Annotated in this window: 23 protein-coding genes and 1 pseudogene; 6 read left to right on the top strand and 18 right to left on the bottom strand. The window is 60.3% G+C overall.

All coding sequences use genetic code 11. The annotated features are described in order from the left end of the window. Positions 1 to 278: 278 nt before the first annotated feature. The 4 genes and pseudogenes from SJY08_RS14365 to SJY08_RS14380 form a co-directional block, all read right to left on the bottom strand. Positions 279 to 971 (bottom strand): annotated as a pseudogene (locus tag SJY08_RS14365) (ABC transporter ATP-binding protein); the annotation flags it as partial. After that, positions 964 to 2,214: an ABC transporter permease gene (locus SJY08_RS14370; protein WP_377276480.1), complete on the bottom strand. Its 1,251-nt coding sequence runs from the start codon at positions 2,212 to 2,214 to the stop codon at positions 964 to 966. The pseudogene SJY08_RS14365 and the gene SJY08_RS14370, both read right to left, overlap by 8 nt. Next, positions 2,211 to 3,434 carry an efflux RND transporter periplasmic adaptor subunit gene (locus tag SJY08_RS14375; RefSeq protein ID WP_377276482.1) on the bottom strand — a complete coding sequence of 408 codons (1,224 nt, stop codon included), beginning with the start codon at positions 3,432 to 3,434 and terminating at the stop codon, positions 2,211 to 2,213. The genes SJY08_RS14370 and SJY08_RS14375 overlap by 4 nt, the downstream gene beginning before the upstream one ends. A gap of 361 nt (positions 3,435 to 3,795) precedes the next feature. Then, positions 3,796 to 4,185 (bottom strand): hypothetical protein, encoded by a 390-nt coding sequence (locus tag SJY08_RS14380; RefSeq protein WP_377276484.1) that lies wholly within the window; start codon positions 4,183 to 4,185, stop codon positions 3,796 to 3,798. 271 nt (positions 4,186 to 4,456) lie between these two features. Here SJY08_RS14380 and SJY08_RS14385 point away from each other — a divergent pair, with 271 nt between their 5' ends. Together SJY08_RS14385 and SJY08_RS14390 are read left to right on the top strand one after the other, a co-directional pair. Beyond that, a complete protein-coding gene (locus SJY08_RS14385) occupies positions 4,457 to 4,825 on the top strand; it encodes a hypothetical protein (protein WP_377276486.1) in 369 nt (122 codons plus the stop codon). A 157-nt stretch (positions 4,826 to 4,982) separates the two neighbouring features. Next, positions 4,983 to 5,198 carry a hypothetical protein gene (locus tag SJY08_RS14390; RefSeq protein WP_377276488.1) on the top strand — a complete coding sequence of 72 codons (216 nt, stop codon included), beginning with the start codon at positions 4,983 to 4,985 and terminating at the stop codon, positions 5,196 to 5,198. 75 nt (positions 5,199 to 5,273) lie between these two features. Here the strand turns inward: SJY08_RS14390 and SJY08_RS14395 are convergent, their stop codons facing one another. Together SJY08_RS14395 and SJY08_RS14400 are read right to left on the bottom strand one after the other, a co-directional pair. Continuing rightward, complete coding sequence (locus SJY08_RS14395) at positions 5,274 to 5,642, bottom strand: response regulator (RefSeq protein ID WP_054148686.1); 369 nt, start codon at positions 5,640 to 5,642, stop codon at positions 5,274 to 5,276. 4 nt (positions 5,643 to 5,646) lie between these two features. Beyond that, positions 5,647 to 6,183 carry a ferritin-like domain-containing protein gene (locus SJY08_RS14400; RefSeq protein ID WP_377276490.1) on the bottom strand — a complete coding sequence of 179 codons (537 nt, stop codon included), beginning with the start codon at positions 6,181 to 6,183 and terminating at the stop codon, positions 5,647 to 5,649. A gap of 352 nt (positions 6,184 to 6,535) precedes the next feature. Here SJY08_RS14400 and SJY08_RS14405 point away from each other — a divergent pair, with 352 nt between their 5' ends. Further along, the gene (locus SJY08_RS14405; protein ID WP_377278611.1) at positions 6,536 to 10,876 is read left to right on the top strand and encodes a CheR family methyltransferase; all 4,341 of its coding nucleotides are present in this window, start codon (positions 6,536 to 6,538) and stop codon (positions 10,874 to 10,876) included. Positions 10,877 to 10,928: 52 nt separating this feature from the next. On the opposite strand, the gene SJY08_RS14410 is transcribed toward SJY08_RS14405, so the two are convergent. Beyond that, complete coding sequence (locus tag SJY08_RS14410) at positions 10,929 to 11,159, bottom strand: hypothetical protein (protein ID WP_377276492.1); 231 nt, start codon at positions 11,157 to 11,159, stop codon at positions 10,929 to 10,931. A gap of 277 nt (positions 11,160 to 11,436) precedes the next feature. On the opposite strand from SJY08_RS14410, the gene SJY08_RS14415 reads away from it, so the two are divergent. Beyond that, positions 11,437 to 11,916: a cupin domain-containing protein gene (locus SJY08_RS14415; protein WP_054148683.1), complete on the top strand. Its 480-nt coding sequence runs from the start codon at positions 11,437 to 11,439 to the stop codon at positions 11,914 to 11,916. A gap of 386 nt (positions 11,917 to 12,302) precedes the next feature. Here SJY08_RS14415 and SJY08_RS14420 read toward each other — a convergent pair whose 3' ends face one another. Both SJY08_RS14420 and SJY08_RS14425 read right to left on the bottom strand, forming a co-directional pair. Next, a complete protein-coding gene (locus tag SJY08_RS14420) occupies positions 12,303 to 12,494 on the bottom strand; it encodes a hypothetical protein (protein WP_377276494.1) in 192 nt (63 codons plus the stop codon). Beyond that, positions 12,487 to 13,311 carry a DUF547 domain-containing protein gene (locus SJY08_RS14425; RefSeq protein WP_082347597.1) on the bottom strand — a complete coding sequence of 275 codons (825 nt, stop codon included), beginning with the start codon at positions 13,309 to 13,311 and terminating at the stop codon, positions 12,487 to 12,489. Before SJY08_RS14425 ends, SJY08_RS14420 begins: the two co-directional genes overlap by 8 nt. A gap of 203 nt (positions 13,312 to 13,514) precedes the next feature. On the opposite strand from SJY08_RS14425, the gene SJY08_RS14430 reads away from it, so the two are divergent. Continuing rightward, entirely contained in the window at positions 13,515 to 14,063 is a 549-nt protein-coding gene (locus tag SJY08_RS14430) for an RNA polymerase sigma factor (RefSeq protein ID WP_377276496.1), read from the top strand. Positions 14,064 to 14,364: 301 nt separating this feature from the next. On the opposite strand, the gene SJY08_RS14435 is transcribed toward SJY08_RS14430, so the two are convergent. Then, entirely contained in the window at positions 14,365 to 14,922 is a 558-nt protein-coding gene (locus tag SJY08_RS14435; protein ID WP_377276498.1) for a TetR/AcrR family transcriptional regulator, read from the bottom strand. Between the two features lie 160 nt (positions 14,923 to 15,082). On the opposite strand from SJY08_RS14435, the gene SJY08_RS14440 reads away from it, so the two are divergent. Beyond that, positions 15,083 to 15,649: a carboxymuconolactone decarboxylase family protein gene (locus SJY08_RS14440; protein WP_069042159.1), complete on the top strand. Its 567-nt coding sequence runs from the start codon at positions 15,083 to 15,085 to the stop codon at positions 15,647 to 15,649. Positions 15,650 to 16,061: 412 nt separating this feature from the next. On the opposite strand, the gene SJY08_RS14445 is transcribed toward SJY08_RS14440, so the two are convergent. From SJY08_RS14445 to SJY08_RS14480, 8 genes are all read right to left on the bottom strand, one after another. Beyond that, on the bottom strand, positions 16,062 to 17,723 hold the full coding sequence (locus SJY08_RS14445; RefSeq protein WP_377276501.1) for a GMC family oxidoreductase: 1,662 nt from the start codon (positions 17,721 to 17,723) through the stop codon (positions 16,062 to 16,064). Positions 17,724 to 17,782: 59 nt separating this feature from the next. Then, entirely contained in the window at positions 17,783 to 19,282 is a 1,500-nt protein-coding gene (locus SJY08_RS14450) for an FGGY-family carbohydrate kinase (RefSeq protein WP_377276503.1), read from the bottom strand. Next, positions 19,275 to 20,117 carry a class I fructose-bisphosphate aldolase gene (locus SJY08_RS14455; RefSeq protein WP_377278614.1) on the bottom strand — a complete coding sequence of 281 codons (843 nt, stop codon included), beginning with the start codon at positions 20,115 to 20,117 and terminating at the stop codon, positions 19,275 to 19,277. Before SJY08_RS14455 ends, SJY08_RS14450 begins: the two co-directional genes overlap by 8 nt. Continuing rightward, a complete protein-coding gene (locus SJY08_RS14460; RefSeq protein ID WP_377276505.1) occupies positions 20,117 to 21,844 on the bottom strand; it encodes an FAD-dependent oxidoreductase in 1,728 nt (575 codons plus the stop codon). Before SJY08_RS14460 ends, SJY08_RS14455 begins: the two co-directional genes overlap by 1 nt. Before the next feature lie 61 nt (positions 21,845 to 21,905). Beyond that, positions 21,906 to 22,904 carry an aldo/keto reductase gene (locus tag SJY08_RS14465; RefSeq protein ID WP_377276507.1) on the bottom strand — a complete coding sequence of 333 codons (999 nt, stop codon included), beginning with the start codon at positions 22,902 to 22,904 and terminating at the stop codon, positions 21,906 to 21,908. A 4-nt stretch (positions 22,905 to 22,908) separates the two neighbouring features. After that, entirely contained in the window at positions 22,909 to 23,874 is a 966-nt protein-coding gene (locus SJY08_RS14470) for a sugar-binding transcriptional regulator (protein WP_377276509.1), read from the bottom strand. Between the two features lie 32 nt (positions 23,875 to 23,906). Beyond that, positions 23,907 to 24,908 (bottom strand): ABC transporter permease, encoded by a 1,002-nt coding sequence (locus tag SJY08_RS14475; RefSeq protein WP_300890334.1) that lies wholly within the window; start codon positions 24,906 to 24,908, stop codon positions 23,907 to 23,909. Between the two features lie 13 nt (positions 24,909 to 24,921). Then, positions 24,922 to 26,460, bottom strand: coding sequence for a sugar ABC transporter ATP-binding protein (locus tag SJY08_RS14480; RefSeq protein WP_377276512.1), 1,539 nt, complete (start codon positions 26,458 to 26,460; stop codon positions 24,922 to 24,924). Between the last annotated feature and the right edge of the window lie 13 nt (positions 26,461 to 26,473).

Genomic DNA, 26,473 nt, shown 5'->3' on the forward strand with positions numbered 1-26,473 from the left:
CGCCAGATTTCTCGCTCGATATGTGAAGATGAGATCGTAAACGCCGCGCTGTTCGGACGGTGAAGCAGTATTCCACATTGCTGTGCAATTCCTGAGCCCACCGATAGGATGAGGCGAGAAACACCATCCTGGCAATGCACTCGTATTTCCAACTGACGCCTGAAGATATCACTCCGATTTTCTCAAGCCCAGTCTACTCACGGTCAGGCACTTGAGTCCGTTGCGCGCTCTGCAACGACAGAAACGGCCGACGTCTTGGCTTCGGGCTTTGTCGTGACAATGATTCCATCGACGATTTCGATGATGCGGTCCGTCCGGCGCGCAAGGTCGAGATTGTGTGTCACGATCAGGAAGGTCGTCTTCTCCCGTCGGTTGACGTCTCGCATCATCGCAAACACCTCGTCGGCGGACTGGCTGTCGAGATTGCCGGTCGGCTCGTCTGCCAGCACCAGTGCAGGGTTCATGGCCAGCGCCCGGGCGATGGCGACCCGCTGTTGCTGCCCGCCGGACATGCGGTTGGCGGGACTGTTCTTGAACGGGGCTAGCCCCACCTTGTCGAGCAAGGTTCCCGCCTGCTCCCGCATTGCCTGACTGGGCCAGCCCTTGTCGAGCAGCATCGGCATCATCACGTTCTCGACCGCAGTAAAGGCAGAAATCAGATGGTGATACTGGAAGACGAAACCGATGCTGTGTCCTCTGAGGCTGGTCTGTGCCGCGTCACTGAGGCCTGCGGTATCCTTGCCTTCGATCTGCATCCGGCCGGAGGTCGGACGATCGAGAAGGCCGATGATGTTGAGAAGCGTGCTCTTGCCGGATCCGGAGGGGCCGATCAGGGCGCAGAACTCCCCCTCCTGGAGGACCAGATCTATGCCATGCAGCACTTCCGTCTCGATCTCCGTCCCGACGCCGAACGACTTGGTGACCGCCTCGAGGCGCAGTACGGTCTTGTCTGTCGGTGCGGGCCTATCCACGGATCGCATCCACCGGATCGAGACGGGCGGCACTGAGCGCCGGAAGGACGGCGGTCACCAGACCGGTAAGGGTCGCAACCACAGCGGTGGCGACGAAGAGCGACGGCTGAAGCGCAATCGGAAAGAATTCGGTGCCGTCGGGGTTCCTGGCAAAGGCACGCCAGACGAGAACGAAACCGGCCCCGAGCGCAGACCCGGCCAGCGATCCCAGCATGCCGATCACGGCCCCCTGGACGAGAAAGACCCGCATCACCTGGGCGCGCGACGCCCCCATGGCCCTGAGGATGCCAATTTCGCGGGATCGCTGAACGACGGACACCACCAGCACGCTGGATATGCCGAGCGCCACCGCGATCGCCACAAAGAACTGGATGACGTAATTGGCGATCGACTGGGTGTTGAGTGCGGTGAACAACTCCTCGAAGGTCTTGATCCAGCTCTCGGCATTGACGCCGAGAGCCGAGCGCAGATCGGTGGCCACCACTTCCGCCTGATAGGCGTCGATCAGATTGACGCTGAGGCTGGTCACGCCCCCTGCCAGCCCAAGCAGGGATTGCGCCGATCGCAGGGACACGAAGACGCTGCGCTGATTGACCTCCTTGTTGCCGAGATCGAAGGTCCCGCCGATGATGAAGGTCTGGTCGGAGCCGCTTGTGGTCTTCGTGCTGGTGGTGCTGGTGGTGCGGATGCGCAGTTTCTCGCCGACCCCGATACCGAGATCGCTTGCAAGTTCAATGCCGATGAGCACGCCATTGGGCGACAGTGTCGCCGAGCCGGAGATCATCTTTTCGGGCAGCGCGATGATCCGGTAAAAGGCGTCCGGCTCCATCCCGGTCACCGAGACCGCATCGGCGACCTCGCCGCGCACGGCAAAGGCGGCACCGACGACCGCCGGTGACACGGTGACGATATCAGGACGTGCTGTCAGCTGGGCGGCAATCGCCTGCCATTGGTCAATCGAGCGCAGCCTTTGCGCCGGCTTCTGCACGATCGCGAAGGTCTGGAGAGCTGTCGCCATGCGCTGGGGCCGGGCCACCTCCTCGCTCGGCGAAATCACGATATGGGCCCGGGTGGAAAGGACCCGGCTGAAGATATTGGCCTGAACACCCGCGAGCAACGAAGACATGAAGACGATGACGGAAACACCCACCGCCGCCCCGACAATGGTCAGCAGGGTCTGCATCCGCCCCTCGAGCAGGAAGCGGAAAGCGGCGATCAGTTCGAACGGCAACCAGGTTTTCATGGGGATAGCGCAACGTCAGCGACGCGGACGCGCGCACCCGCCACGACGGTCGTGACCGTCGAGGGAATGACGAGGTCGCCGACAACAAGTCCATCGAGGATCTCCATGCTGGCGATCCCCCTCAGGCCCAGGGTGACGGGTCGCTCGACGGCATGCCCGTCGAGGATCAGCAACACCTTGGGCGCAGCACTCGCGGCATCGCGAACAGCCGCATTGGCAACCACCAGCGCATTCTCATGGCGGGCGACCTCGATGTCGACCGACACGGTCATGTCCTCCTTGAGGTAGCTGGGTGGCGCATCGATGGAGAGCTTGACCTCGACGGAGCCCTTGTCGGCATCGACAGTCGGACTGATCGTTGCGACGGCGGCGCGAAAATTCTCCTCCGGATAGGCATCGGCCGAGGCAAGGGCCGGCTGGGCGATGCGGATCACGTCGAGATTGCGCTCGTCGAACTGCACGACAAGCTGCTTGGATCTGTCTGGCGCGAGCACAAGAAGCGGCGTCCCCGCCTGAACGATGGCGCCTTCTTCGACGGCTCTCTGGATGACGACGCCCGTGACGGGGGCGGTGATCAGTGTCAGGCCCAAGCCGGCCTGCGCGGCCCTGAGCACCGCCTCGGCCCGGACGACGGCACCCTTTGCCGCCGCATGACCACTGCCGCCGACGGATAGGCTCTTCACCTGCAACTCGGCTGATCGGACCTCCGTCTTGGCAATATCGAAGGCGCGCTGAAGGTCCTCAACAGTCTCGCCGGTCGCAATCGAACGCTCAGCCAGTTGCAAGGCACGGGTCAGTTGTGATTCGGCATTGCGCAGGGTCGCCTCGGTCTGGATCAAGGTCTGCTCGGCCAGTGGCAGCGTCAGTTCCTCCACCTGTCGGAGGCTCGTGCGGGCCTCTGACAGGGATGCGGCGGCCTGGTCGACGGCAGCCCTTGCCTGCCGGTCATCGAGGGTGATGAGTGCATCGCCTTTGCGAACAGCGGCACCCTGCCTCACAAGGACGGTGAGCACGGTTCCGATGATCTGGCTGCCGATATTGACACCCGATGGTGTCTCGACGCGGCCACTCGCCACGACCGTCTGGACGATGGTGCTGCGGACAACAGAGATTGCCGCGACCTTCTCACCCAGGACAAAAGGAATGCCAAAGTAAACGCCGACTGTGGCGAAGACGGTGGCACAGATCGTCCCGGCGATAAGTTTAGGCCCAATCTTCATGACGCTCTCCGCCGAGAGCGACCGGACAGGACCCGACTGCGTGAACGTTTCATGCGGGCGGATGCGGAGGCGCACCTCGCATGGGTCACGTCTCTGGGGCCGCGAGGACAGATTTGCTTCATGGTCGTTCACATATGCCCTGCGCGCTTGCGGCAACAGGATCGGAAGATACTCATGTTGCCGAGACGGACACGATGCGTTGGAGGCCGGAGCAGCAAGGCAATCTTGCTCACCGTCATCATGTGCTTCCGGCTCGCCATCCTGCCGACTTTTGCGACAATGGCATCCCTTGTCCGCGAGGGTCTGGCCTGAGAAAGACGTTCCGCCATTCCATACCGCTGAGCGACGACCGTTAACGGCGTTAGTCGACCGGGTTTCCGATACGGAGATACTCAGCACTGATGTCCCGCATCAGTGCTGTGACATCGGTGACAACTCCATCAAGTGTCATATCGATAATGTATTCAAGACCTTGCAGCCCTCTTGAGATCGTCGTGCTGGAGGTCGTGCCTTTCAATCCTCGCCAGGCGGTCAGAAACAATGCCGCATCCGCGTCATCGTAACGCGCCTTCTGTTCATAGCCGCCGTCCTCAGGCGTGAAATAGAGCGAGATGACGTCCCAGTTGTAGTCAGCCTGGTCTGAGCGCTTCAATATCTCCTCTGCCCGCGCGGCAATCGCCTTCATCACCGAAATGCGCACGCGCAGCTTTCCCTTGTCCGCAATCGTGTTGATCATTTCATTGAGGGACATGTCGTGTTCCTGATTTCGGGGCGGGCGCGACACCAGACGGAGAGAGACGTTGATCCCAAGATCAATCGTTCCCGAATGTCAGTTCGGCGATGCGTAGAGGGGCTTACTGACGGTCGTCTCGCCCGCACTCGGAAAGTAGTATCTCAGGAGCAGTATGCCCAGAACACCGCCAATCGCGAGGGTGAGAAGTGCCAGCATGACGAGGCGCAATTTGTTACAAATCCCGGATGGATGGAGGAGTACTGCCGCTGGTTGATAACGGAAAACGACCATGATCGCGGCCAGTGCAGCATCACGGCTGCTGCCGGCCGGGGCCAGGGACGGATTCTACCTAGTTTGGCCGACCATGGGTATATTCCGGCCCTCACCGTTATGGCCCATTCCTCTTTATTCTGAGCACGGTCAATTCGTGGCGGGTCTTGTGGAGGAAAGCATGACCTTAATCCCAGACAAACTGATTGACGCAGCGTCCGATGCAAACCTTCTGGCAGCCTTCACCAAGACCTGTGAGCAGCACGGGTTTTCGTCAGATGGCGAAGATGGTTCCGATCTTGCGACAGTGCTCAGCCACGCGTTTGAACGGGGCATCACCAGTGAAGCGGCCCTGATCGCCCTGGTGAGGAACCTGACCGACGGGTGATGAACGATAGCGTGCAGAGCCCTGCCCTGTCGGCTTTTACAATGCCGGAGACCGGATCAAGGTCTGGGGTTCCCAAGGCGCATTCTGGGGCGGATTGTGGGGATTGTTCTTTGGCGGGCTCATCCTGACCGTCCCCCTCTTCGGATATGTGTTCATATTGGGTTCGCTCGCAGCAACAGTGGCTTCAGCACTCGAAGGCGCGCTCGCGGTCGGCGGACTGATACCCGCGCTGAAGGCCGACAGTTTTCTCGTGATGGTCCATGGATCCGAAACAGAGCTTTCGCATGCGAGACAGGTCCTCGACGCCGTCAAGCCGACGAAGCTCGACACGCATTCAGGTGCAGCCGAAACGGATCTGAAAGCGATCGTATAGCAGGTCAAAGGAACACTCGAACTTCGCGAGAACAGCCTGGTCCGTTTCGATCAGGTGGCTCTCGCGAAGGTGTTTTCAGAATGGCCTGCCTGCTGCCTGCATGGCGGCATGGATCGCCTGATCGACATCCGCATCAAGGAAAGGCTTCTGCAATATGATGGCATTGGCCGGGACCTCTTCTCTGACCAGCCTATCGCCAGTCATGAAGATGTAGGACACCGGTCCTTCTTTCAGGATCCTGGCGACAGCAACGATGCCACTGCCCTGCTTCAGATGCCTGTCCACAATCAGAAGGTCTGGCTTTAGCCGCGTCGCCGCTTCGACAGCCGCGTCCTCCGTCACTTCGATGGCACAGACCTCGTATCCCATTTCCACGAGGAGTTCTGCGAAGAAGATGGAAATGAGAGGCTCGTCTTCCGCAAGCAGTATCCGAAGTTTCTCCATCTTTTCAAACAATCGCTTTTACCGGACACGCATCCGACCCGGCGTTTATCAGGGACGGAAATGACAGGGGCGTGAGAAACCGCTCGAACAGCCAGAGTTGCCTTTCGGTGTCGCCCGTGATGCCTGCAAACAGGCCAGCCGTCACCGGGTCGCCTATCGCGTTGAGAAAGGCGATCGCCTTCTGCATCGAGTGGGCATAAGCGGCAATGCTCCTGGAGGCCGCAAATGCATGCTCCTGCTCCCCCGCGATCAGGACGGGATATTCAGGCAGGAATGAGCGGGCGGCCACGAGTTTGACGGTGCCGAAAGCGATGTCACCAAGTGCCCCGCTTCTGTCGGCAAGTGCATCGCACTGTGCAGCCACCAGCATGGCGGCTGAACGCAAGATCACCCGCATTCCCTCGTAGTTCGGGCCCTGCACGTTCCATTCCGCCTGCTTTATGTGGGAATGAAGATCGAGCGCTGCCGCAAGATGATTATTGATGGTGAACGTGGACTGGGCGCGAACATTCTCCGGCAAGCTGTTCTGGGTGGGGCGCATGGCATGAGTTCCTGGCATCATCGATTGCGATGCCGCAGGACGCAACATCTGCAAATCAGTCAGCCGGAGCATAGCTCCCCGACTTTCTGACTGTTTTCGGAACCATAATTCATGCCAGCCTTTGAACAGAGGCTCGGAAAACACTCATTCAGGCAAGTCGGCCGGCGCCGCATTGACCCACCGGAGCAAAGGTGACCATGTCTTTGACATCGATCAGGTTGGAATGCTCCCCATAGGGGTATTATTGGTCTTTGCAACGGCTTCTTTCCAGGAGCACGAAGGGATCGATACCATGAAGGCTGCCGATACAGTCAGCGGCAACGGACCGCCGGCGCCCGCTCTTCCGGATGAGATGCAAACCGTGAGCGCTTCTCCAAAGCAGTTTCCTGTCGTCGCCATCGGTGCGTCCGCAGGCGGCCTGGACGCATTTCGCAAGCTTCTGGATGGCATCGCTGTACCAAGTGGGGCGGCTTTCATTTTCGTGCAGCATCTCGATCCGCACCACGAAAGTCTCCTCGTTGATCTCGTGACAGACAACACGCCCATGACCGTGGTCGAAGCGCGCAACGAGATCGCCCTTGAGCGTGACCATGTCTATGTCATCGCGCCCGGCACCGTGCTGACGGTAAAGAACGGCATATTGCAGGTGGCAACAATCAATCCGCCGCATGGCGCGCGGTTGCCGTTCGATACGCTGTTGATTTCACTTGCAGAGGACGCAGGAACATCCGCGCTCTCGATCATTCTTTCAGGCTCCGGCACAGACGGGAGCATCGGGCTTGCTGCGATCAAACAACAAGGCGGCATGGTCTTCGTTCAGGAGCCCGAGGAAGCCGGCTATGACGGCATGCCCCGCAGTGCCGTGGCGACCAATCTCGCCGACAGGATCCTGACCCTGGAGAAAATGCCGGACGCGATCGCGGCATTCGGCCGAAATCTCGCAGAAGCACCAGTTCCCGCAATGGAGGCTCAGTCTCCGACAACATCAGCGACACTGCTCGACATCATCAAGGTTCTTCGCTCAAAAACGGCGCACGACTTCACGTCCTATAAACCTGGCACCCTGCAGCGTCGGGTCGAGCGACGAATGGGAATGAAGGGATTATCCCCTAACGCCATGGATCAGTATCTTGCGCTGATTGAAGAGGATAAGGGCGAGCGTGACGATCTGGCCAAGGATCTGCTGATCAATGTCACCAGCTTCTTCCGTGATCGCGCGGTCTTTGAAACTCTGGAAAACGCCGTCATTCCCGACCTCGTGAAGGCGCATCCCTCCGATCAGCCCATGCGAATCTGGATCGCTGGCTGCAGCAGCGGCGAAGAAGCCTATTCGATCGCCATCCTCTTCCGCGAAGCACTGTCCGCCGGCAACTCTCCCATCAAACTGCAGATCTTTGCCTCTGACGTCGATGAGGATGCAGTGGCCGCGGCCAGAGAGGGACTTTACCCCGAAACGGTCAAGACTGACATCGATGCCGAGAGGCTTTCGCAGTTCTTCCTCAAGGAGGACAATGGCTACCGCGTGAACCCGGATATCCGGTCGATGATCGTTTTCACCGTTCAGGACGTGCTATCCGATCCGCCGTTTTCCCGCATCGATCTGGTCTCCTGCCGCAATCTCCTGATCTATCTGGACCCCAAAGGTCAGGCAAAGGCGATCTCTCACTTTCACTTTGCGCTGCGCGAGGGCGGCATCCTGCTTCTCGGTGCTACGGAAACAGCGGGCAGTGCTGAAGGTCGCTTCACACCGATCTCCAAGTCTGACCGGGTCTATCGCCATGTTGGCCGAAGCCGTCCGGGCGACATGATCTTTTCGCTCAATGGGTCTGCGGGCGTTCATGTGCCTCAGAGGTCAACTCCAAAGGCAAACAACGCCAGTTCCCCGTCTCTCGCGGACATCTGCAACCGTAAGATACTCGAGATCAATGCGCCGGCCGTTGCCGTGGTCAACAGGAAGAACGAATGCCTTTTCACGATGGGGCGCATCGGAAACTATCTTGAAATCGCGCCCGGCTATCCCTCGACCGATCTGTTCGCCATGACACCAAAGACGCTGCACACCAAGCTGCGCTCGGCGATCCAGCGCTGTCAGCAACAGAAAACCGCGATCGTCGCGCGCGGGGGGGAGATAAATGACGGGAAAGGCAGCCCCAGGCGCGTCAGCGTTCGGGTGGAACCGATCGAGCATGAGTGTCAGAGCCTGTTTCTGCTCTGTTTTGTCGATGAACCCGACGTCCAAGCGAAAACCCAATCCGGGACTCCCGAGACGGCCGACCTTGGACGGGTGCGCGAACTGGAGGCTGAACTTGTCGCCACGCGCATCGAACTGCATGGAGCGATCAGCAATCTCGAACTGTCGAGCCTGGAACAGAAGGCAATCAACGAGGAAGCCCTATCATTCAATGAGGAATTTCAGTCGACGAACGAGGAGCTGCTGACCTCGAAGGAGGAGCTGCAGTCTCTGAACGAAGAGCTGACAGCCTTGAACAGCCAGTTGCAGGAGACACTGGAAAAGCAGCGAACGACCTCGAATGACCTGCAGAATATTCTCTACAGCACCGCTGTCGCAACCCTCTTCCTGGACGTAGACCTGAACATCCGCTTCTTCACGCCCGCCACCAAGGTCGTGTTTCATGTCATCCCGGGTGACATTGGTCGCCCTCTGGCCGACCTGCGGTCGCTCGCCGTCGATACCACGCTGATCGCCGATGCAAAATCCGTGCTTGGCGATCAGGAACCGCTTGAGCGCAAGATCGAGGCATCCGGCGGTCTCTGGTATCTGCGGCGCATCATGCCCTATCTTAACGAAGACAAGGCCGTTGAAGGCGTGGTCATCACCTTTGTCGACGTCACGGACCAACGCAACACTTCCGAGGCATTGAGACTGGCCAAGCGGCAAGCCGATATCGCCAATGTTGCGAAATCCCGGTTTCTCGCGGTGGCCAGCCACGATCTGCGCCAGCCCTTGCAAACCCTGAGCCTGCTGCAGGGCCTCCTGGTTCGTCGAAACCATGATGAACGATCGGGTGAATTGCTGGCGAGATTTGAAACCACACTTGGCTCAATGTCGGGCATGTTGAACGACCTTCTTGATATCAACCAGATCGAAACCGGTGTGGTGAAGGCGGCCATTGTGGATTTCGGCGTACAGGCGCTGTTCACCTCGCTGCGGAACGAGTTGACCCTGGTTGCCCAGTCCCAAGGCCTTGATTTCCGAGTGGTGGACAGCAGTCTGTTTGTCCGCACGGACCCGCTTCTGCTGGAACAGATCCTGCGCAATCTGATCGCCAATGCCTTCAAATACACGCAGACGGGAAAAGTGCTGCTGGGATGCAGACGGCGCGGCACGACAGCCAGCATCGAAATATGGGATACCGGGATCGGCATCCCCGAAGCGGAACTGCAAGCGATCTTCGACGAATACCACCAGATCGACAATGATGCGCGCGAGCGCAGCAAGGGGCTCGGCCTCGGACTCTCGATCGTGCAACGGCTGAGCGATCTCCTCGGCCATCGGATCAGCGTGAAGTCCCGGCCATCGAAAGGATCGGTCTTTGCAATCGCACTCGAACGCCTGGCCGGTCATCACAGCGCGCCCATCGCAAACGTGCCGGTTGAGACACCCTCAATTGTCAGCAAGCCCCTGAAAACCGGCCGGATTCTTGTTGTCGAGGACGATGCCGAGATTCGAATGCTGCTTGAGCAGTTGCTGAGCGATGAAGGCTATACTGTCACTTCGACGCCCGATGGCCCTTCAGCCTTGAACCACCTGACATCCGGCATCGCGACGCCGGACGTGATCCTCACGGACTACAATCTGCCAGGGGGAATGAACGGCGTTGACGTCGTTGCCGAGATCAGGAAGAGCCGCAAGTCCAATGTCCCGGCCATTGTGCTGACGGGCGACATCTCAACGAAGACCTTGGCGCACATCTCGAGCGCCAAGGTCATTCACCTCAACAAGCCGATCACGCTGCAGGCTGTGACCAGCTTGATCCGGCGACTGCTCGAAACGAAGCCGACACCCGAACAGCCTGCTGCACTTGCGACCGAAGATGTCATCGCGCGGGCAGGTCTGGTCGACGAACCGCTTGTCTATGTCGTTGATGACGACGAGGATCTGCGGAAATCCTTGTGCCAGATGATCGAGGCGCATGGCTTGATCGCCGTCCCCTATGACAGCAGTGAAGCCTTCCTCGCGCATTCTCATCCCGAACAGCCGGGTTGTCTTCTTGTCGATGCCTATCTTCCCGGCATGACGGGCGTCGAGCTTCTGCAGACCGTCAAGCGGTCCGGGCGAAAGCTGGGGGCAATCATGATCACCGGCAACAGCGACGTTCAGATGGCTGTCGATGCCATGAAGGCCGGCGCCTCGGAGTTTATCGAGAAGCCCATCATGCCAGCGGCGCTGCTGGAGATTATCGACACCACGATCGCCCAGTCACGGGATCAAACGGAAACGCTTGCGCGGACCGCGTTGGCGGTCCAGCAAATCAACTCGCTGACGGCACGGCAGCGCCAGATCATGGAAATGGTGCTGGCTGGACATCCGAGCAAGAACATCGCGGCTGATCTCAATATCAGCCAGAGAACGGTCGAAAATCATCGCGCCTCGATCATGTCGAAGACAAAGTCAAAGTCTTTGCCGGCCCTTGCGCGTCTGGCGCTGGCGGCGTCCGAAGCTGGCCCGTGAACATCGTAGGGAAGCTGCGGGCAATACACATACCCTGCCTGCATAGGCGACGCTAATGTCTGTCGAGCAGGAACGCCTCCCCTGTCGCTTCCGCGAGATATTCGCCATGGCCGACAAGCTTCAACCTTCGACCATCGGACAATTCCATGGTCCGAATGCCTCTGTTGTCGTTCGCGCTCGGCTCCAAGGCCATCGTCAGCTCTGCGAGGTCTTCCATCTCGTAGAGTGTGACGGGTTCACCCGCTGATGTCTTTGCTTCATGCATGCCAACGATCTTTTTCATCATTCTCTCCGGTCAAGCGCGGCCTAATCGTGTGATCAAAAATTCTAGCCGCCATCCAGACGCGCGAAAGCATCGGAAACTACCTAGGGAGTGCATGGTAGTTTCACATTTAACCCGGATCCTGCCTTTGAGGCGATACAGACCGCCCCCCCTCAAGCCTGGGTAGTTTCCGAACCTAGTCGCGACCCAAAGACGCCGCGATATTGCGACGCAATCAGGCTCTGCCTGCAAAGGCCAGACGCACCGGTTCGCCAGAGCAATCGTAAGGAGATCGATCATGGACAGCACCGCTGGTAGGATCAAAGACATCGGTCCGAAGCCGCAATCCTTCGACATCGAGCGCGCATCGAAAGACAACAGCGATTATCGTTCGGTTGCCTGGAGTGGCCGCTATCTCCAGGTAACGCTGATGTCGATCCCCGTCGGCGGCGACATCGGTCTTGAAGCACATCCACAGACCGATCAGTTCATCCGCCTCGACGGAGGCAACGGTCGCGTGCAGATGGGAGATGCGAAAGACAAGCTCACGTTCGAAAAGGACGTCTCGGATGGCTGGTGTGTCCTCGTTCCCGCAGGGACCTGGCACAACATCACCAATACAGGGGCGACGCCGATGCAGGTCTATACGATCTACGCGCCGGCCCACCACAAGCCCGACAAGGTGCAGGCAACGGCGGCGACAGCAGAAGCAGACAAAGACGATGAACCGGCGCTATGGTCGGTGCAGCCAGATCACCGACCGGATCAACAGGGGTGATCTGATCGAAGCGGCACGCTGAGGCGGCCTTCCCTGACCAGCGTTCCATTGCGCAATTGCTGTTGGAAACATCAGGGATGGCTGTCTTCGGCCGTCTCGCCGCCCTCGGTCTCCCATGACGATATTACGGCACTTTGCTTCCTGCTGAATTTGAAGCGGATCCCAGCACCAGCTCCGCGTGCTTCTGGTATGAACGTCATGCCCAGCCTTCCCAGCGCGTCTTTCAGCGCATCCGGCAACCCAACAGGAAGATCAGCGGTCTTTCGTCGTCCTGTCGCGATGACGTGATCGCCCGGGCGTGAAGGAGGCGAACAATTGCAAGCCCAATGCCCGATGATGCGCCAGTTGCGAATTAGGACATGGGGCACAGGACAATCGATGTGCGGTCAAATGCCACTTCTGCATGAACGGATCTGCTTGAAGATGATGGGGATCAGCGCGATCTCGGCCACCGTAAAGAAAGCAAGCGTGATTTCTCGGGTGACCAGATTGGATATGTGTGCCTCGCGTCCGGCTTCTTGTGCAGCGACCAGCACGCTGTCTACGCCCTGGCCGAGATGGGCATAACCGTTAGACATCGTTGAGTGACCAATCATAGACAAAGGAGCCGACAGAGGCTGTATCGATCCGTTGCGCAAGATCGGCACTGGCAAGGGATTTCCAGTGTGCCTTGAGCGCGCCCTTGCCGCCGAAGTCGTCGGCATACCAGGAATAGATTTTCGATGCAGTGATCTCGTCATCCGAGACTGTGACACCACGCGGATGGTTGACATAGTCGCGGGCGTTTTCAGCGAGTAAAGCGTCGACATTGCCACCAGTGTAAGCCCTCGCCGCCAGGTTCGGGCATGAATATGACGCGCAGTTCAGGCCGTAATGGCTCATCGGGTCCTTGAACAGAGCCCGAACGATTTCGTGTTCGACATCATCCAGCGAAAGCTCGACCCCGCCGACGACCATGATCTTCCTCGACCAGGGACCTGTTTTGAACAGGCCACCCCCGCCGAGCTTGATGTCTCTTATCGAGGCGACGGGATAATGGTCGATAATCACCTCGAGGGTCTTGGCGTTGTAGAGATTGATCCAGAACGCATGGCCCTCGTTGCGTGATAGTCCCGCAGGGTTGATGCTGGACAGTTCCGAAATGTAGGATTTGAGAACCGCCGCCCCATCTCTCCCAAGCGACTTGTAGTCGACTCGGTTGTAGCGGCTCTTGTCGGGTTTGACATAGCGCTGAAGCAATTGATCGAAGGCAGTGTGGTCGAGGCTCGCTGCTCCGGCTGGAGCGAAGGCTGCGAGGCCTGAGGCGCTGGCAGGCCGTGCCCCCATAGCGATTACGCCGGCACCCGCCAGACCAAGCATGGCGCGACGAGATAGTCGGCTGTGTATCGGTTTCATGCTCTTGTCCTTCTCGTTGTGAATCTGATTTTGCTCAAGAAGCCCCCGAATTCAGAGTCACGATGACTTGAAGCTCGCGAATCTTGCTGGACTTTCAGAACGATTGTTCTGTTAATGCCTCGCCAACATCGACTGGAGGGGCTGTGGAAGATAACGAGTGTGATGACGCGATCTTGCTTCCGCGGCTGGTCGTAGGCGATCAGATGGCTTTTCAGCGACTGTTTCGGCTGCACAATGCCCCGATGATCCGTTTTGCGACTGGCATCGTCAGAAGCCGTCATGTGGCCGAAGAAGTCGTCCAGGATACCTGGGTCTCGGTCCTCGGACGGATCGATCTCTTCGAAGGACGAAGCTCTCTGGCAAGCTGGATCTACGCCATTCTCGTCAATAAAGCCCGAACCGTTGCGAAGCGTGAGGGCCGCATCGTCTTCTTCGACGATGCCGGTGATGGCAACGGCCTTGCAGATGCCTTTGACGGGCGCGGTCGCTGGCGCGACATTCCCGAGCTCTGGGATGAGTTGACGCCGGACAGACATGTTGAGGGCCGCAGCGTCCTTCAGCACGTCGAAGCGGCCATCGAGGCGCTCCCGCCGGCGCAGCGCGCGGTCCTGATCCTCCGCAGCCAGCAGGAACTCGAGGCCAAGGAGGTCTGCACTCTTCTCGGCATGAGCGAGGGCAACATGCGCGTGCTTCTCCACCGGGCTCGTGTGAACGTGCGAAACGTCCTCGATCGGCTCAGCAAGGATCTCTGACATGGCGCTTGGCGTAGCGCACTCCAGTATCGGCGCAATGCAGGCCGAGACTAGGTCCGCATATCCTGCCCCAATGGCAATCCGATTGCGGTTCAACCGTTTTGGTCGCGACCAAAGACGATTGGACCGGGCGGAGTTTTGATCGGTCGATGCCACCCGGGCTCCTTGCGAAACTTCGGCCCAACAGGCCTGCTGCACGAAGGACTATCGAGCATTCAATCTGTTACACAGGAGGAAGCAAAAACGTCGCCAGATGTTTCTCGCAGGCGTGTTCAGGTCGCCAAACAAGTTCGCCAGTTCCTTATGGAGCGGCGCTTAGGCTCGTCACAGCGGTGACTGCCGCTTGGGCGACAGGTTTGAGCTCATCGGCTGTCTGGCCAGAGCGCGCCTTGAGCGTCATCCCGCGGGCCACGGACGCAATCATTCCTGCTACAGCCCCAGGCGCCATCTTGGCGTTAGCGGGCCACGGGGCCAATTGAAGGCGTACCTCTATTTGCTTTTCCATCGCCACGAAACGACGGTCGAGCTCTACCGTGAAGACCGGGTTGGTTCCCGCTGCTTCCGCCAGGACGCAGGAGATCAGGCAACCTGGTGTCTCACGATCCGATGAGGCAAGATAAATGACCTCATCGAAGAAGGCAGACAAATCCTCAGCAAGCGTGCCCTTCGGTCCCAGCGCAGCAATAACACGCGATACGCGCGTCTCGCCGTAGCGGCCGAGCGCAGACAGAAACAGGCCCTGTTTGTCCCCAAAGAGCTGATAGAGGCTGGCGCGAGGCATGTTCATCGCCCGACACAGCCTGTCGATCGAAGCCGCTTCGTATCCTTCTGCCCAGAAAGACCTCATCGCTGCTTCCAACGCAGTCTCCCGATCAAAGCCGCTGGGACGGCCCCGCTGACGGGTTGTTGGGGTGGTGGCTGCCATTGATCACCCAATTCTGAACTGATCATTCTAAAATAACTGTTCATTCCTCGAAATTCAATTTAAAGAATGACCGTTCTGAAATTAAGGAGGCTTCATGACTCGCACCCCTCTTCTCGATATGCACCCCGAAACACTAGAAGCATCCACGGGCGAGGCGCATGCCTTGTTGGCGACGGCAAAGTCAAAACTCGGCTTCGTGCCCAATATGTATGGCTACATGGCGAAATTACCGCCGGTCCTCGCCAACTACATGTCGAGCTATGACGCCTTTCGCAACCAGTCCGGCTTTACACCTGCTGAACAGGAAACCGTGTTTCTCACCATCAGCCGCGTTAATGGCTGCACCTACTGCATGGCCGCACATTCAATGATTGCCGACAAGAAGTCGGGCGTACCTGCAGCATCTCTTGCCGCGCTCAGATCCGGAAAAGAATTGCCGGATGCCGGACTTCAGGCTGTCGCAGCTTTCACCGAAGTCATGGTCATCTCGCGTGGCAATCCTGGAAAAGCGGCGGTCGATGCATTTATCCAGGCTGGCTACACCGAACAGCACATCCTGGGCATCGTATTGGCGATCGCTGCAAAAACGTTTTCCAACTACGTCAACCACCTGGCAGGAACTACGGTCGATCCGGTATTTGCGCCTTATTCGGTGGATTGATACAGCATGGCAAAGAACAATTGAGGTGCGCCCCGAATAGGGGCGCCCACTAGAGACAGCCATTGAAAACGGGCGTTCGAGATCGGCACTGGATGAGATATTGTCTAGCCTGAAGCGAAGGCTTTCCCGCCATGTTGACGTCAGCCCAAAGCCAGAGCACAAAGATGGCATCCACGGTCGTTCTCGGCGGAAAAACAGAGGGAAATCAAAGGTAATTTTTCCAAGCCTTTGAAATGAGGCGAGAATTTAGGTTCTTCAGGCCGGCCATTTTAGGTCGGTTTTCCGCTGAAAATCAGCGTCCGTTTATCACAGAAGAAAGGGACGCCTTCTCAAGAACTTAAGCAATTCTGGCTGCTGTTCTTCGGGCCAGCCGTCATGCTTAAAACGGATCTCGCAAAATCGGCTGGGGACCTTAGTCGGCGCCCGAATGGTAATAGACCTCACTGACTTGGTTCCCCCCCATCCGGTCCTGCCGGATAAGGTCGGCCGCTTTCTCGGCGATCATCACCACCGGTGAGGCGGTATTGCCCGAGACGATGCTGGGCATGATGGAGGCATCGACGACGCGCAGGCCCTGGATGCCGGTCACCCGCAGCGAGGGGTCAACCACGGCATCGGGGTCCGGGCCCATGCGGCAGGTGCCGACGGGGTGAAAGATGGTGGTGGCGATGTCGCCGGCCTTTTGCAGCAGGGCTTCGTCGTCCTGGAACTCAAGGCCCGGCAGGATCTCCTCGGGTTGGAAGGGGCGAAGGGCTGCAGCCGACATCACCTGTCTTGCCTGGCGGATGGCAGCGATCGCGACGGAACGGTCCTGATCGGTCGAGAGGTAGTTCGGGCGGATCTCCGGCTGCAGGGCCGGATCGGGCGAGGTGATGTGGCAGGTACCGGCGCTGGTCGGGCGCAACTGGCAGACCGAGACGGTGATCGCCGGAAACGGGTGCAGCGGATCGCCGAGCTTGTCGGTGGAGAGCGGCTGGATGTGATATTCGATGTCGGGCCGGTCTTCTTCCGGGTTGGACCTCGTGAACATGCCGAACTGGCTGGGTGCCATCGACATGGGACCCGAGCGGTAAAGGGCATATTCGGCAGCGATCTTCATCTTGCCGCGCCAGGAATTGGCAAGCTGGTTTAGCGTCACCACGTTTTTTACCTTGAAGACCGTGCGGATCTGCAGATGATCCTGCAGGTTTGTGCCGACGGCAGGTTTCGCCATGGTAACATCGATGCCGAGCGACCAAAGGCGGGCGGGATCGCCGATGCCGGAGAGTTCAAGCAGCTTCGGCGAGTTGATCGCGCCGGCGGCGAGGATCACTTCGCCTGACGCCTTTGCGGAGAACGCGCCTCCCAGCGTGCGATACTGGACGCCGGTCACGCGTTTGCCCTCGAAGGTCAGGCGTTCGACCAGCGCATGCTGGACCAGGCGTAGATTGGGGCGTTTGAGGGCCGGCCTCAGAAAGCCGCGGGCCGTGTTCCAGCGGACGCCCTTGTGCTGGTTGACATCGAAGAAGCCGGAGCCTTCATTATTTCCGTCGTTGAAGTCGGCGCGCGGTTCGATGCCGAATTCGCGGGCGCCTTCCTGGACGGCCTCCAGGATATCCCATTTCAGGCGCTGGCGGCTGACCTTCCAGGGGCCACCCTTTGCATGCATGTCTCCTGACGGCCCGTGATAGTCCTCCGACTTGCGGAAATAGGGCAGCACATCCGACCAGCCCCAGCCGGGATTGCCGAGGTCGCGCCAGCCGTCATAGTCGGCCGCCTGGCCGCGCATATAGATCATGCCATTGACCGAGGTGCAGCCGCCGAGCACCTTGCCGCGCGGATAGGCAAGGCTGCGGCCGTTGAGACCGGGTTCGGATGCGGTGCGCATCATCCAGTCGGTGCGCGGATTGCCGATGCAATAGAGATAGCCAACCGGGATCTGCACCCAGTGATAGCGGTCAGATCCTCCGGCCTCCAGGAGCAGCACGCGGGTCTTCGGATCCTCCGTCAGGCGGGCGGCGAGCACGCAGCCCGCTGTCCCTGCCCCGACGATGACATAGTCATAGTCGCCATCGAGCCGTATCGTGTCCGGCATGGTCTGTCCTTTCGTTGGCGATCAGGATCGCCTCTGTTCGTCTGTGGTCTTTAGCCGGCCTAGGGCTTCAGGCGGAGTGCGCTCCAGAAGTCCCGCATCTGGTCGGTCAGGGCCGTGTAGAGCCCGTATCGCCTGCGAAAAAGCTCCGTCCGTTCCGTATTCGGCTGGAAGTCTCTGGCAGAGCGGGTCATCGCCGCCACGGCCTCTTCGTAGGAGGCGTAAAGGCCAATCGCGACCGTGGCGCCGATCGCAGCACCCAGAGCCCCCGTCTCGCGGGCTTCGGCCACGGTGAGCGGGATTTCCAGGACGTCGGCCATCATCTGCGGCCAATGGGGGCTGCGCGAGCCGCCGCCGGACATGACTGCGCGGTCGACGGCCAGACCGGAATTGCGCAGCACTTCGATATGCCGTCGATGTTCGAAGCAGACGCCTTCGAAGAGCGCCCGGATCATGTGGCCTTCACCATGCCACCCGGCCAGCCCATAGAAGCCGCCGCGAAACTCGGCGCCGAGGCGCGAGCCGAAGATGAAGGGATGGAAGAAGGGGTCGTCGGCGCGGGCCACGACCTTGCCGACCTCTTCGTTGCAGCGATCGAAGGCTTCGCCGCCATGGTCGCCGCGCATGCGATGCACATACCATTCGAGATTGGCGGCCGATGTCGCGCTGGATTCAATGTTGACGTATCGCCCCTGCCCGAAGGTCGTGACCATGAAGACGTCGGGGCTGATGACAGGCTCATCGGCAAAGACCTGGTTGATGCTCCAGGTCCCCGCGATGACGGAGGCTTCACCGGCATGGATGACGCCGGAGCCCATGGCGCTTGAGACGACGTCGAAATAGCCACCGATCACAGGCGTGCCTTCTGCGAGACCCGTTGCCTTGGCGGCCGCTGCGGTGACCCGACCGACAATATCTGCGGACTGCACGCGCTCGGGAAAGAACGGCAGGGCATCCTCGAGGTGGTAGAGGCCGAGCAAATCAGCGTCGAGTTGGCCGTCCGGCATGGCAAGCAGCCCCGCGCCGCTGAGGTCCGAGATATCGTTGGCCAACCGTTCCGTCAGACGGAAGTTGATGTAGTCCTTGCAGAACAGGACAGCGCCGATCCTGGCATAGGTCTCCGGCGCGTGGCGCTTGATCCAGGCGAGCAGGCTCGGGGTCTGTGATGGCCAGGGCCGCTGGAGACAGCGCGCCTGGAGAGCGTCCCCGTTCTCGCGGTCGAGTTCTGCGGCGATATCGGCTGCCCGGCTGTCCAGCGACTGGATGCCTTTCAGGGGCTGATAGGACCGATCGAGCAGATAGAGGCCGTTGCCATGGCCGGCACATCCAAGGCCAAGGATCCGCGTGGGATCGACACCGGACGTGGAAATCACTTCGCGGATCGCCGCGCAGCCGTTTTCCCAGAGTTCGGAGAGATCACGCTCGACATGGCCGGGTTCGGGAAAGCTCGACTGGCCGTCGATGGCGCAGTGGGCGATCTGGTGGCCCTCCGTGTCGAAAAGCACGGCCTTGATAACAGTGTTTCCGACATCGACACCCAAAATGTAGTTCTTCTCAGCCACGGTTATAAATGTCCCATGCTTCTTCGCCGCTGGCGCGCTGATGGATGATCGCCATCAGTGCCTTCACGACCGCCTTCGGATTGTCATGCTGATAGATGTTGCGTCCATAGACCATCCCGTTTGCGCCTTGAGCCATCAGGGCCGCTGATTTCGCCAGCACGACGCGCAGATCTTCGCGACCGCCGCCACGGACCAGAACCGGGCAGCGGGCAGCTTCGATGACCTTTTGGAAGTCCTCGGGATCGCTGGTCGGATCGGCCTTGATGATATCAGCGCCCATTTCGGAGGCCAGGCGGACCAGCGTGACGATCTTCTCGGCATCGCCATCCACCTGATAGCCGCCCCTGATATCGTTGGGCAGCATCACCAAGGGCTCGATCATCAGCGGCATGCCATAACGATGGCAATCGGCGCGGACGCGGGAGATGTTTTCGACGCATTGGCGAAAGAGTTCCGGCTCGTCCGGCAGCATGAACAGATTGACGACGACGCAGGCCGCATCCATTTCCAGCGCGCCGATGATCGGTTCGTCATGGTTCTGCAGTTGCGACCACATGCTGCGGTGGCGCGTGGAATTGTAGGGATTGCCCATGTCGATGCGCATCACCAGAGCCGGCTTGTCACGTTCGGGTCTTGCCTGCAGCAGATCGGCTTGGCCATAGGCCATCTGGATGGCATCGGGACCTGCTTCGACGAGCTTGTCCACCACGCCTGCCATGTCCTCCAGGCCGATCAGAAAGCTCGGCTCGTTGCAGACACCGTGATCGATGGCGACGTCGAGGCAGCCGCCCTGACGGAACAGCCTGTTCATTCGTGCCTTCTTGGAAATTCGCATCATGACGCCTTGTCCTTTTCCTTGCATCTGTCCTGAAGCATTGCGACCGAGACCCCGTAATAGGTCCCGAGTTCATCGATGAGTTGCCGCCGCTCCGCCAACATCTGCTCGCCCGACCAGGCGAGCTCGCGGGCCATGACGGTCAGCAGGGTGTCGAGAATTTCGAGATCGATCCGGCCGGTGATCGCAAGGCTCGTGCGGCGGAGCACGATGTCGGCCAGGTGGTGAACGTCTTCGCCCTGGATCAGCCAGAGGATTTCGGCCAGCGTCATCACAGTTGTGGAGGACAAGGGAACGTCATCCGTGTGCCCGTCGCAGAAGGCCATGAGATCGAAGGCGCGCGATCCATAGGTGGATGCCAGGTGATCGGCGCGGGCTTTGCTTATGGGAAACTCGCGGGAGAGCAGAGCCGACAACCGCTCGCCATCCGCCGGGTAGTTCCGGCCGCCACCGATCGGGCGGTCGGCGGTTGTCGCGATGCGGGGACGGCCGAGGAAGGCGAGCACCTCGTCGGTCACCTGTTCACCAAAGGCGCGGAAGGTCGTCCACTTGCCGCCGACCATGCAGAGCTGGGGCGGATCGCTCTCGACACGATGAATGACATGGCTGCGCGAGATCTTGCCCGTGAATTCCGCATCGCTGCGCGGCAGCGGACGGATGCCGCTGAAGCTGAAGACGATATCGGAGGCAGCGATGGCGAGATCCGGAAAGACGGTGCGGATCGCAGCGAGAATATAGTCGCGTTCCTCAGGCTCGCAGCGCGTCCGGCCCGGCTTGTCGACCTTGATATCCGTCGATCCGGCCAGCACGCGGCCGAGATAGGGAAAGAGGATGCAGACCCTGTTATCGGTGTTCTCGAAGAAAATCATGTGGCCGTTCAGAGCCTGATAAAGGGCGTCATTCGCGAGGATGAGATGTGAACCCTTGGTGCCGGTCACCGTCTTCTCGGCTGGTGCTGCGCCGTCGCTGAGCGCCGTGATGGTCTGATCGATCCATGCGCCTGTGGCATTGACGATCATGCGGGGACGCACGACGATGAGTTCGTTCGAGCCTTCTGCCGAGAGCTGGTAGCTGTCGCCGATCCGCAGGAGTTTCGCGTAGTTCAGCGCGATCGCCTGGGGCGCGTCGCGTCGCGTGTCGAGGACGAGTTCGAGCGCCAGGCGTTCCGGCTGGCTGATCCAGGCATCGTAATAGGTCGCGGAATAGCGGACCTGAGACGTCAAGGCCGGCCAGAGGGCCCGGGTACTGCGGGCATTGCGGAACTGGTGACGCGGGAGAAGCCGGTTCTTGCGGGTGACAAAATCATAGAGCGAGAGGCCGGCCTTGATCGCGAGCGCGCCGCGGCTCGACGGTTTGCCGGCCGAGCCGAAGAAGGTCGCAGCCGCGTTGAAGAAGCCACTGAAGATCGAGTGGATCGGGATCGTCGTCGGCAGGGGGTGGACCATGTGGGGTGCGAGCCTGAGCAGTGCATCGCGCTCGGCCAAGGATTCCCGGACGAGATTGAATTCCCCGTTTTCGAGATATCGCAGGCCGCCATGGATCATGCGCGAGGGGGCGGCACTGCAGCCCGAGGCGAAATCGTCCCGCTCGACCAGAAGCACGCGCAATCCCTGCAGCGCCAGATCGCGATAGGCGGCGATGCCATTGATGCCGCCGCCGACCACGACGGCATCAAAATCGCCGTCCTGTCGAATTCGCCTGAGCGCGTCCTCGCGGAATGTGGACATGGAAGTACCGTTCGCTGGTTTTGACGCCAACGTCCCAATTCTCTGTTGTGGTCTGTGATGGTTACCGGTCGAGTTCGACCAGATGGTCTTTCATGCCGGCCGTGATGGTCGACACTTCATGTTCTGCCAGGCGCAAACGTGCGGCGCCGGCATTCTCGATCGCCTGGGTGGGGTCGCGCGCACCGCATAGCGAGAAGGTGATGCCCGGCTGGGCGAGCGTCCAGGCGATGACGACCTGGGCGACCGATGCCTGGTGCTGGTCGGCGATCGGGCGGATCACATGCATCAGTCGAGCGACCTTCTCCCGATTGCCGAGGCTGAAGCGCGGATTGTCATGCCGCTGGTCGTCATCAGCAAAGATGCGGTCCGGACCGATCTTGCCCGAGAGCAGTCCGAGCGCCAGCGACGAATAGCTGAGAATGGAAACCCCGTTGTCGAGACAGGTCGGAACGAAGCTCGTCTCGATGTCGCGCTTGACCATGGAGTATTCCTCCTGGATCGCATCGAGCGCACCCGTCGCGAGATAGGCGGCCAGATCTGCCTCTGACACATTGCTCGCGCCGATCGAGCGGATCTTGCCCTCGTCCTTCAGGCGAAGCAGTTCCCCGACCGTCTCGGCAATCGGGGTCGTTCCATCCTGCCAGTGGGTGACATAGTGGTCGATATAGTCGGTGCCCAGGCGGCGCAGGCTTTGTTCGACTTCGTAGCGAATTGAGGACGGGCCCAGGTAGCGATGAACCGGCTTGCCAGCCTGCTCGAAGAAGTAGGTTCCCTCGCCGACATGCCAGACGAGACCGCATTTGGAGACGAGCACGACCTTGTCGCGCTGGCCTGCAATCGCCTTGCCGACGATGGTTTCGGCCAGCCCCATGCCATAGGCGGGTGCGGTATCAATAAGCGAGACGCCGGCATCCACCGAGGCCCTGATAGCGTCGATCGATTGCTTCTCGTCGGTGCCGCCCCACATCCAGCCGCCGATCGCCCAGGTGCCGAGCCCGACTGCCGATGCTTCTATGCCGCTTCGGCCGATGGGCCGGGTTACAATGCCTTTGTCCGTCATCGGATCATCCTTCCCCATGTGTATCGAGTGCCCGGGCGATTTCTTCGTCCACCACGAGCGAGGTCAAAAACCGCCCGGCAAGGGTCGCTGCCACCGGGCCCGCCTTCAGACTGCCTGCCGCCACGCCAATGATGGTCGGGCAGTTGGCAAGGTCTGCCGGATCGAGTGCGACGACCCGCGAATTAAGATCGATCTCGGCGAGCGAACCGTCCGCCTTGATCAGATGCGCCAGAAATTCTCCGGCAATGCCCGCGTCCACCAGCGCCTGGCCACCCCGTGCCGGATCCGGCAGCAGGTCGTAGTAGCCGGAGCCCGGTGCCTGGACCGAGCCGATGCCAACCAGGGCCACGGTCGCCTGGCGCGCCAGATCGAAGACATCGCGGATCGAGGCGACATTCATCAGAAGGTCGCGCTGCTGCTCGTCCTCGGCAAACAGGGGTGCGTGGACGAGTTGCGCCGTGCCACCCAGCTTGTCGGCCAGTTGCGTCGCAAGGTGGTTGACGTCGGTATAATGCTTGCCCTGCACGCCGCCGGTCAGCGGCACGACCCGGACATCGAAACGGCGCTCGGCCTCGAGGTTTTCGACCACGGCACTCACCGCCTTGCCGCCGGTGATAGCGATGACGTCGCCATCCCGAAGCGTTTCGAGGAGATGGTTGGCCGCAACCCGTCCCACCATCTGCAGCGTCGTCTCGGGATTATCCGATACGGTGGGCGTGACCACCGACTGCTTCAGGCCGAAGCGCTGCGTGACGTCGTTTTCCATATCGACCAGCCGCTGATAGGGGCTGGAGATGCTGATCTTGACCATGCCTGCCTTGCGGCCAGCGGCAATCATACGGTTCACCTTCGTATGCGAGAGGTTGAGCTTCTCGGCGATCTCCGACTGCTTCACACCCTCGATGAAATGCAGGACGAGGACCGAATACATCTGGCGCTGCTGATCGAATTCATCCCTGTTGTCCACCATGACGCGTCGTCTCCTCGTTGCTTCCCGGCTGCTCAGCGGCGGCGCTTGACCAGGTAGTGGTCGAACAGCACGGCGGTGAGCAGAATGCTTCCCTTGATGATGTCCTGCCAGTAAACCGACACGTTGAGCAAGGAGAGCGAGCTGGAAACCACCGAAAGCAGGACCGCGCCGAGGATCGCACCGAAGATGGTGCCGGCACCGCCCGAGAGGCTGGCGCCACCGATGACGGCAGCGGCGATCACGTTCAGTTCCATGCCGACGCCGAAACTGGGCTGGGCGGAGCCGAAGCGGGCCATGTAGATGACGCCAGCCACACCGCAAAGCGCAGAGCATAGCGTGGTGGTGGCGAAGACGACGCGGCCGACGCGGATGCCGGAATAGGCGGCCGCCTTGGGATTGCTGCCGGTGTAGAAGACCTTGCGGAAGGCCGTTGTCCGGCGCAGCAGGAAGTCGAAGGACACCACGACGACCACGAAGATGATGATGACGAGCGGGATGCCGTAGACAGCGCCCTGGCCGATGAACTTGAACTCCGGCGGCAGGGAGAAGAGCCCGAGCGGTCGACCACCCGTCGCCAGCAGGCAGATGCCGCGGGCAATCACCATGACGCCGAGCGAGACGATGAAATGGTGCAGGCCGACCACGGTGGTCAGAAAGCCCATGAACATGCCGATGCAGGTGGTGACAGCGATGGCAAAGGCGGCAGCGGCCCAGGGATCGATCCCGTTCAGGAAGAGCCAGCCGGCGACCACCATGGCCAGCGCCGTAACCGAGCCGACCGACAGGTCGATGCCGCCCGAGATCAAGAGGATCGTCATACCGACCACCACGATGCTCTCGACCGCGAAGGCCATGGACATGGCCCGGAGATTATCCACCGTCAGGAAGTAGGGTGAGATGAAGGACATCACCGTGAACAGCGTCAGGATGATGACGATCAGGCCTGTCTCGCGCGCCTTGATCGCAGGTGTCCACCACTGTGCGCGGCGCTCGGCGGCCGAGCCTGCGTGATGCTGTGTTTCGATCGTTACCATTTGTCCCACTCCCTCATGCTTCGCCGTGGGGCGACGCATCGCCCGGGGCCAACTGACTGCTGATCGATGCAAGCTGCATGATCCGTTCTTCGGTCATCTCGGCACCGGTGACCTCTCCGGTGATGCGCCCCTCGCGGACCACCAGCACCCGGTCGCTCACCCCGATGAGCTCGGGGAGTTCCGAGGATATGACGACGACACCAACGCCCTCATTGGCGAGGTCCCTGATCTGGCGATGGATCTCGGCCTTGGCGCCGACATCGACACCACGGGTCGGTTCGTCGAGGAACACGACCTCAGGCTCGACCGACAGCATTCTGGCAAGCGCGACCTTCTGCTGGTTGCCGCCGCTCAGCGTGTTGACGGCGTCGCCCACCCCGTTGGAGCGCAGCTTCAGCCGCGTCCCGTAGTGCTCGGCGCGTGTCGTTTCCTGCCGGCGGCTGATCAGGCCGAAGGGATTGGCCACACGCTTGAGATCAAGCGCCGAGACATTGCTGGCGATGGACATGTTGAGAAACAGGCCGTCGCCCTTGCGGTCCTCGGAGACATAGACCAGCCCCTCGCGAATGCTGTCGCGATAGTCGCGGAGAGAAAGTTTCCGGCCCTTCAGCACCACCTCGCCCTCGGCCTTGCCTTCCAGCCGGCAGATGGCGCGCACAATCTCGCTGCGCCCCGCCCCGATCAGGCCGGCCAGGCCGAGGATCTCGCCCTTGCGTAAGTCGAAGCTGACGTTGGAGACCCTTCGCCCTTCGGTCAGATTGCGCACCGAGAGAATGACATCGTCGGACTTTGCATCCGGCGCCTGCTTGGGCGGATAGAGCTTGTCGAGCACGCGGCCGACCATGCTGTTGACGACATCCTCCGGCGTGATCGCCGCGACGTCCGCCGTCTTGATGTGGCAACCGTCACGCATGATGGTGATCCGGTCACAATGCTGGAAGATCTCCGCCATGCGGTGGGAAATGTAGATGATCGCGATACCGCGATCGGCGAGGCGACGCATGATCTTGAACAGCGTCTGCGCTTCGGTTTCGGTGAGGGCCGCCGTCGGTTCATCGAGGATCAGGATGCGGCAGTCGAGCGTCAGCGCCTTGGCGATCTCGACGATCTGCTGCTGCGAGATCGAGAGATCGCCCGCACGGCGTCTCGGATCGATATCGCCGATTTCCTTGAGGATCTCGCCGGCGCGGACGACCAGTGCGCGGTAATCCATCAAAAGGGTCCGGCTGCTGCCCGTTTCGGCCATGAACATGTTTTCGGCGACCGAGATCTCCGGGCAGAGCGCGATTTCCTGGTGGACGAAGCCGATGCCGAGCCGGTTGGCGGCATTCGGCGAAGCGATGCGAACAGGAGCGCCGTCAAGACGGATCTCGCCGCGGTCGGGCTGCAGGATGCCGTCGATGATATGCATCAGCGTCGACTTTCCCGCACCGTTTTCGCCGGCCAGCGCATGGATTTCGCCCCGGCGCAGTTCAAGTTGGGCGCCACGCAGGGCCTGGACCGGTCCGAACGACTTGTGCACATCCGTCATGCTGAGGACGACCTCGGCCATGACACCCCTCCCC

The sequence above is a fragment of the Rhizobium sp. R86522 genome (genome assembly GCF_042466255.1).
GTDB lineage: Bacteria > Pseudomonadota > Alphaproteobacteria > Rhizobiales > Rhizobiaceae > Allorhizobium.

What these genes read in the sequence shown, in the direction of transcription:
- SJY08_RS14410 (WP_377276492.1), bottom strand. Translation starts at nt 11,159, where the DNA reads ATGAAAAAGATCGTTGGCATGCATGAAGCAAAGACATCAGCGGGTGAA.
- SJY08_RS14380 (WP_377276484.1), bottom strand. Translation starts at nt 4,185, where the DNA reads ATGTCCCTCAATGAAATGATCAACACGATTGCGGACAAGGGAAAGCTG.
- SJY08_RS14395 (WP_054148686.1), bottom strand. Translation starts at nt 5,642, where the DNA reads ATGGAGAAACTTCGGATACTGCTTGCGGAAGACGAGCCTCTCATTTCC.
- SJY08_RS14480 (WP_377276512.1), bottom strand. Translation starts at nt 26,460, where the DNA reads ATGGCCGAGGTCGTCCTCAGCATGACGGATGTGCACAAGTCGTTCGGA.
- SJY08_RS14420 (WP_377276494.1), bottom strand. Translation starts at nt 12,494, where the DNA reads ATGTCTAACGGTTATGCCCATCTCGGCCAGGGCGTAGACAGCGTGCTG.
- SJY08_RS14430 (WP_377276496.1), top strand. Translation starts at nt 13,515, where the DNA reads ATGGCTTTTCAGCGACTGTTTCGGCTGCACAATGCCCCGATGATCCGT.
- SJY08_RS14460 (WP_377276505.1), bottom strand. Translation starts at nt 21,844, where the DNA reads ATGTCCACATTCCGCGAGGACGCGCTCAGGCGAATTCGACAGGACGGC.
- SJY08_RS14400 (WP_377276490.1), bottom strand. Translation starts at nt 6,183, where the DNA reads ATGCGCCCCACCCAGAACAGCTTGCCGGAGAATGTTCGCGCCCAGTCC.
- SJY08_RS14385 (WP_377276486.1), top strand. Translation starts at nt 4,457, where the DNA reads ATGATCGCGGCCAGTGCAGCATCACGGCTGCTGCCGGCCGGGGCCAGG.
- SJY08_RS14405 (WP_377278611.1), top strand. Translation starts at nt 6,536, where the DNA reads ATGCAAACCGTGAGCGCTTCTCCAAAGCAGTTTCCTGTCGTCGCCATC.
- SJY08_RS14445 (WP_377276501.1), bottom strand. Translation starts at nt 17,723, where the DNA reads ATGCCGGACACGATACGGCTCGATGGCGACTATGACTATGTCATCGTC.
- SJY08_RS14440 (WP_069042159.1), top strand. Translation starts at nt 15,083, where the DNA reads ATGACTCGCACCCCTCTTCTCGATATGCACCCCGAAACACTAGAAGCA.
- SJY08_RS14415 (WP_054148683.1), top strand. Translation starts at nt 11,437, where the DNA reads ATGGACAGCACCGCTGGTAGGATCAAAGACATCGGTCCGAAGCCGCAA.
- SJY08_RS14370 (WP_377276480.1), bottom strand. Translation starts at nt 2,214, where the DNA reads ATGAAAACCTGGTTGCCGTTCGAACTGATCGCCGCTTTCCGCTTCCTG.
- SJY08_RS14470 (WP_377276509.1), bottom strand. Translation starts at nt 23,874, where the DNA reads ATGGTGGACAACAGGGATGAATTCGATCAGCAGCGCCAGATGTATTCG.
- SJY08_RS14465 (WP_377276507.1), bottom strand. Translation starts at nt 22,904, where the DNA reads ATGACGGACAAAGGCATTGTAACCCGGCCCATCGGCCGAAGCGGCATA.
- SJY08_RS14375 (WP_377276482.1), bottom strand. Translation starts at nt 3,434, where the DNA reads ATGAAGATTGGGCCTAAACTTATCGCCGGGACGATCTGTGCCACCGTC.
- SJY08_RS14475 (WP_300890334.1), bottom strand. Translation starts at nt 24,908, where the DNA reads ATGGTAACGATCGAAACACAGCATCACGCAGGCTCGGCCGCCGAGCGC.
- SJY08_RS14425 (WP_082347597.1), bottom strand. Translation starts at nt 13,311, where the DNA reads ATGAAACCGATACACAGCCGACTATCTCGTCGCGCCATGCTTGGTCTG.
- SJY08_RS14455 (WP_377278614.1), bottom strand. Translation starts at nt 20,117, where the DNA reads ATGCGAATTTCCAAGAAGGCACGAATGAACAGGCTGTTCCGTCAGGGC.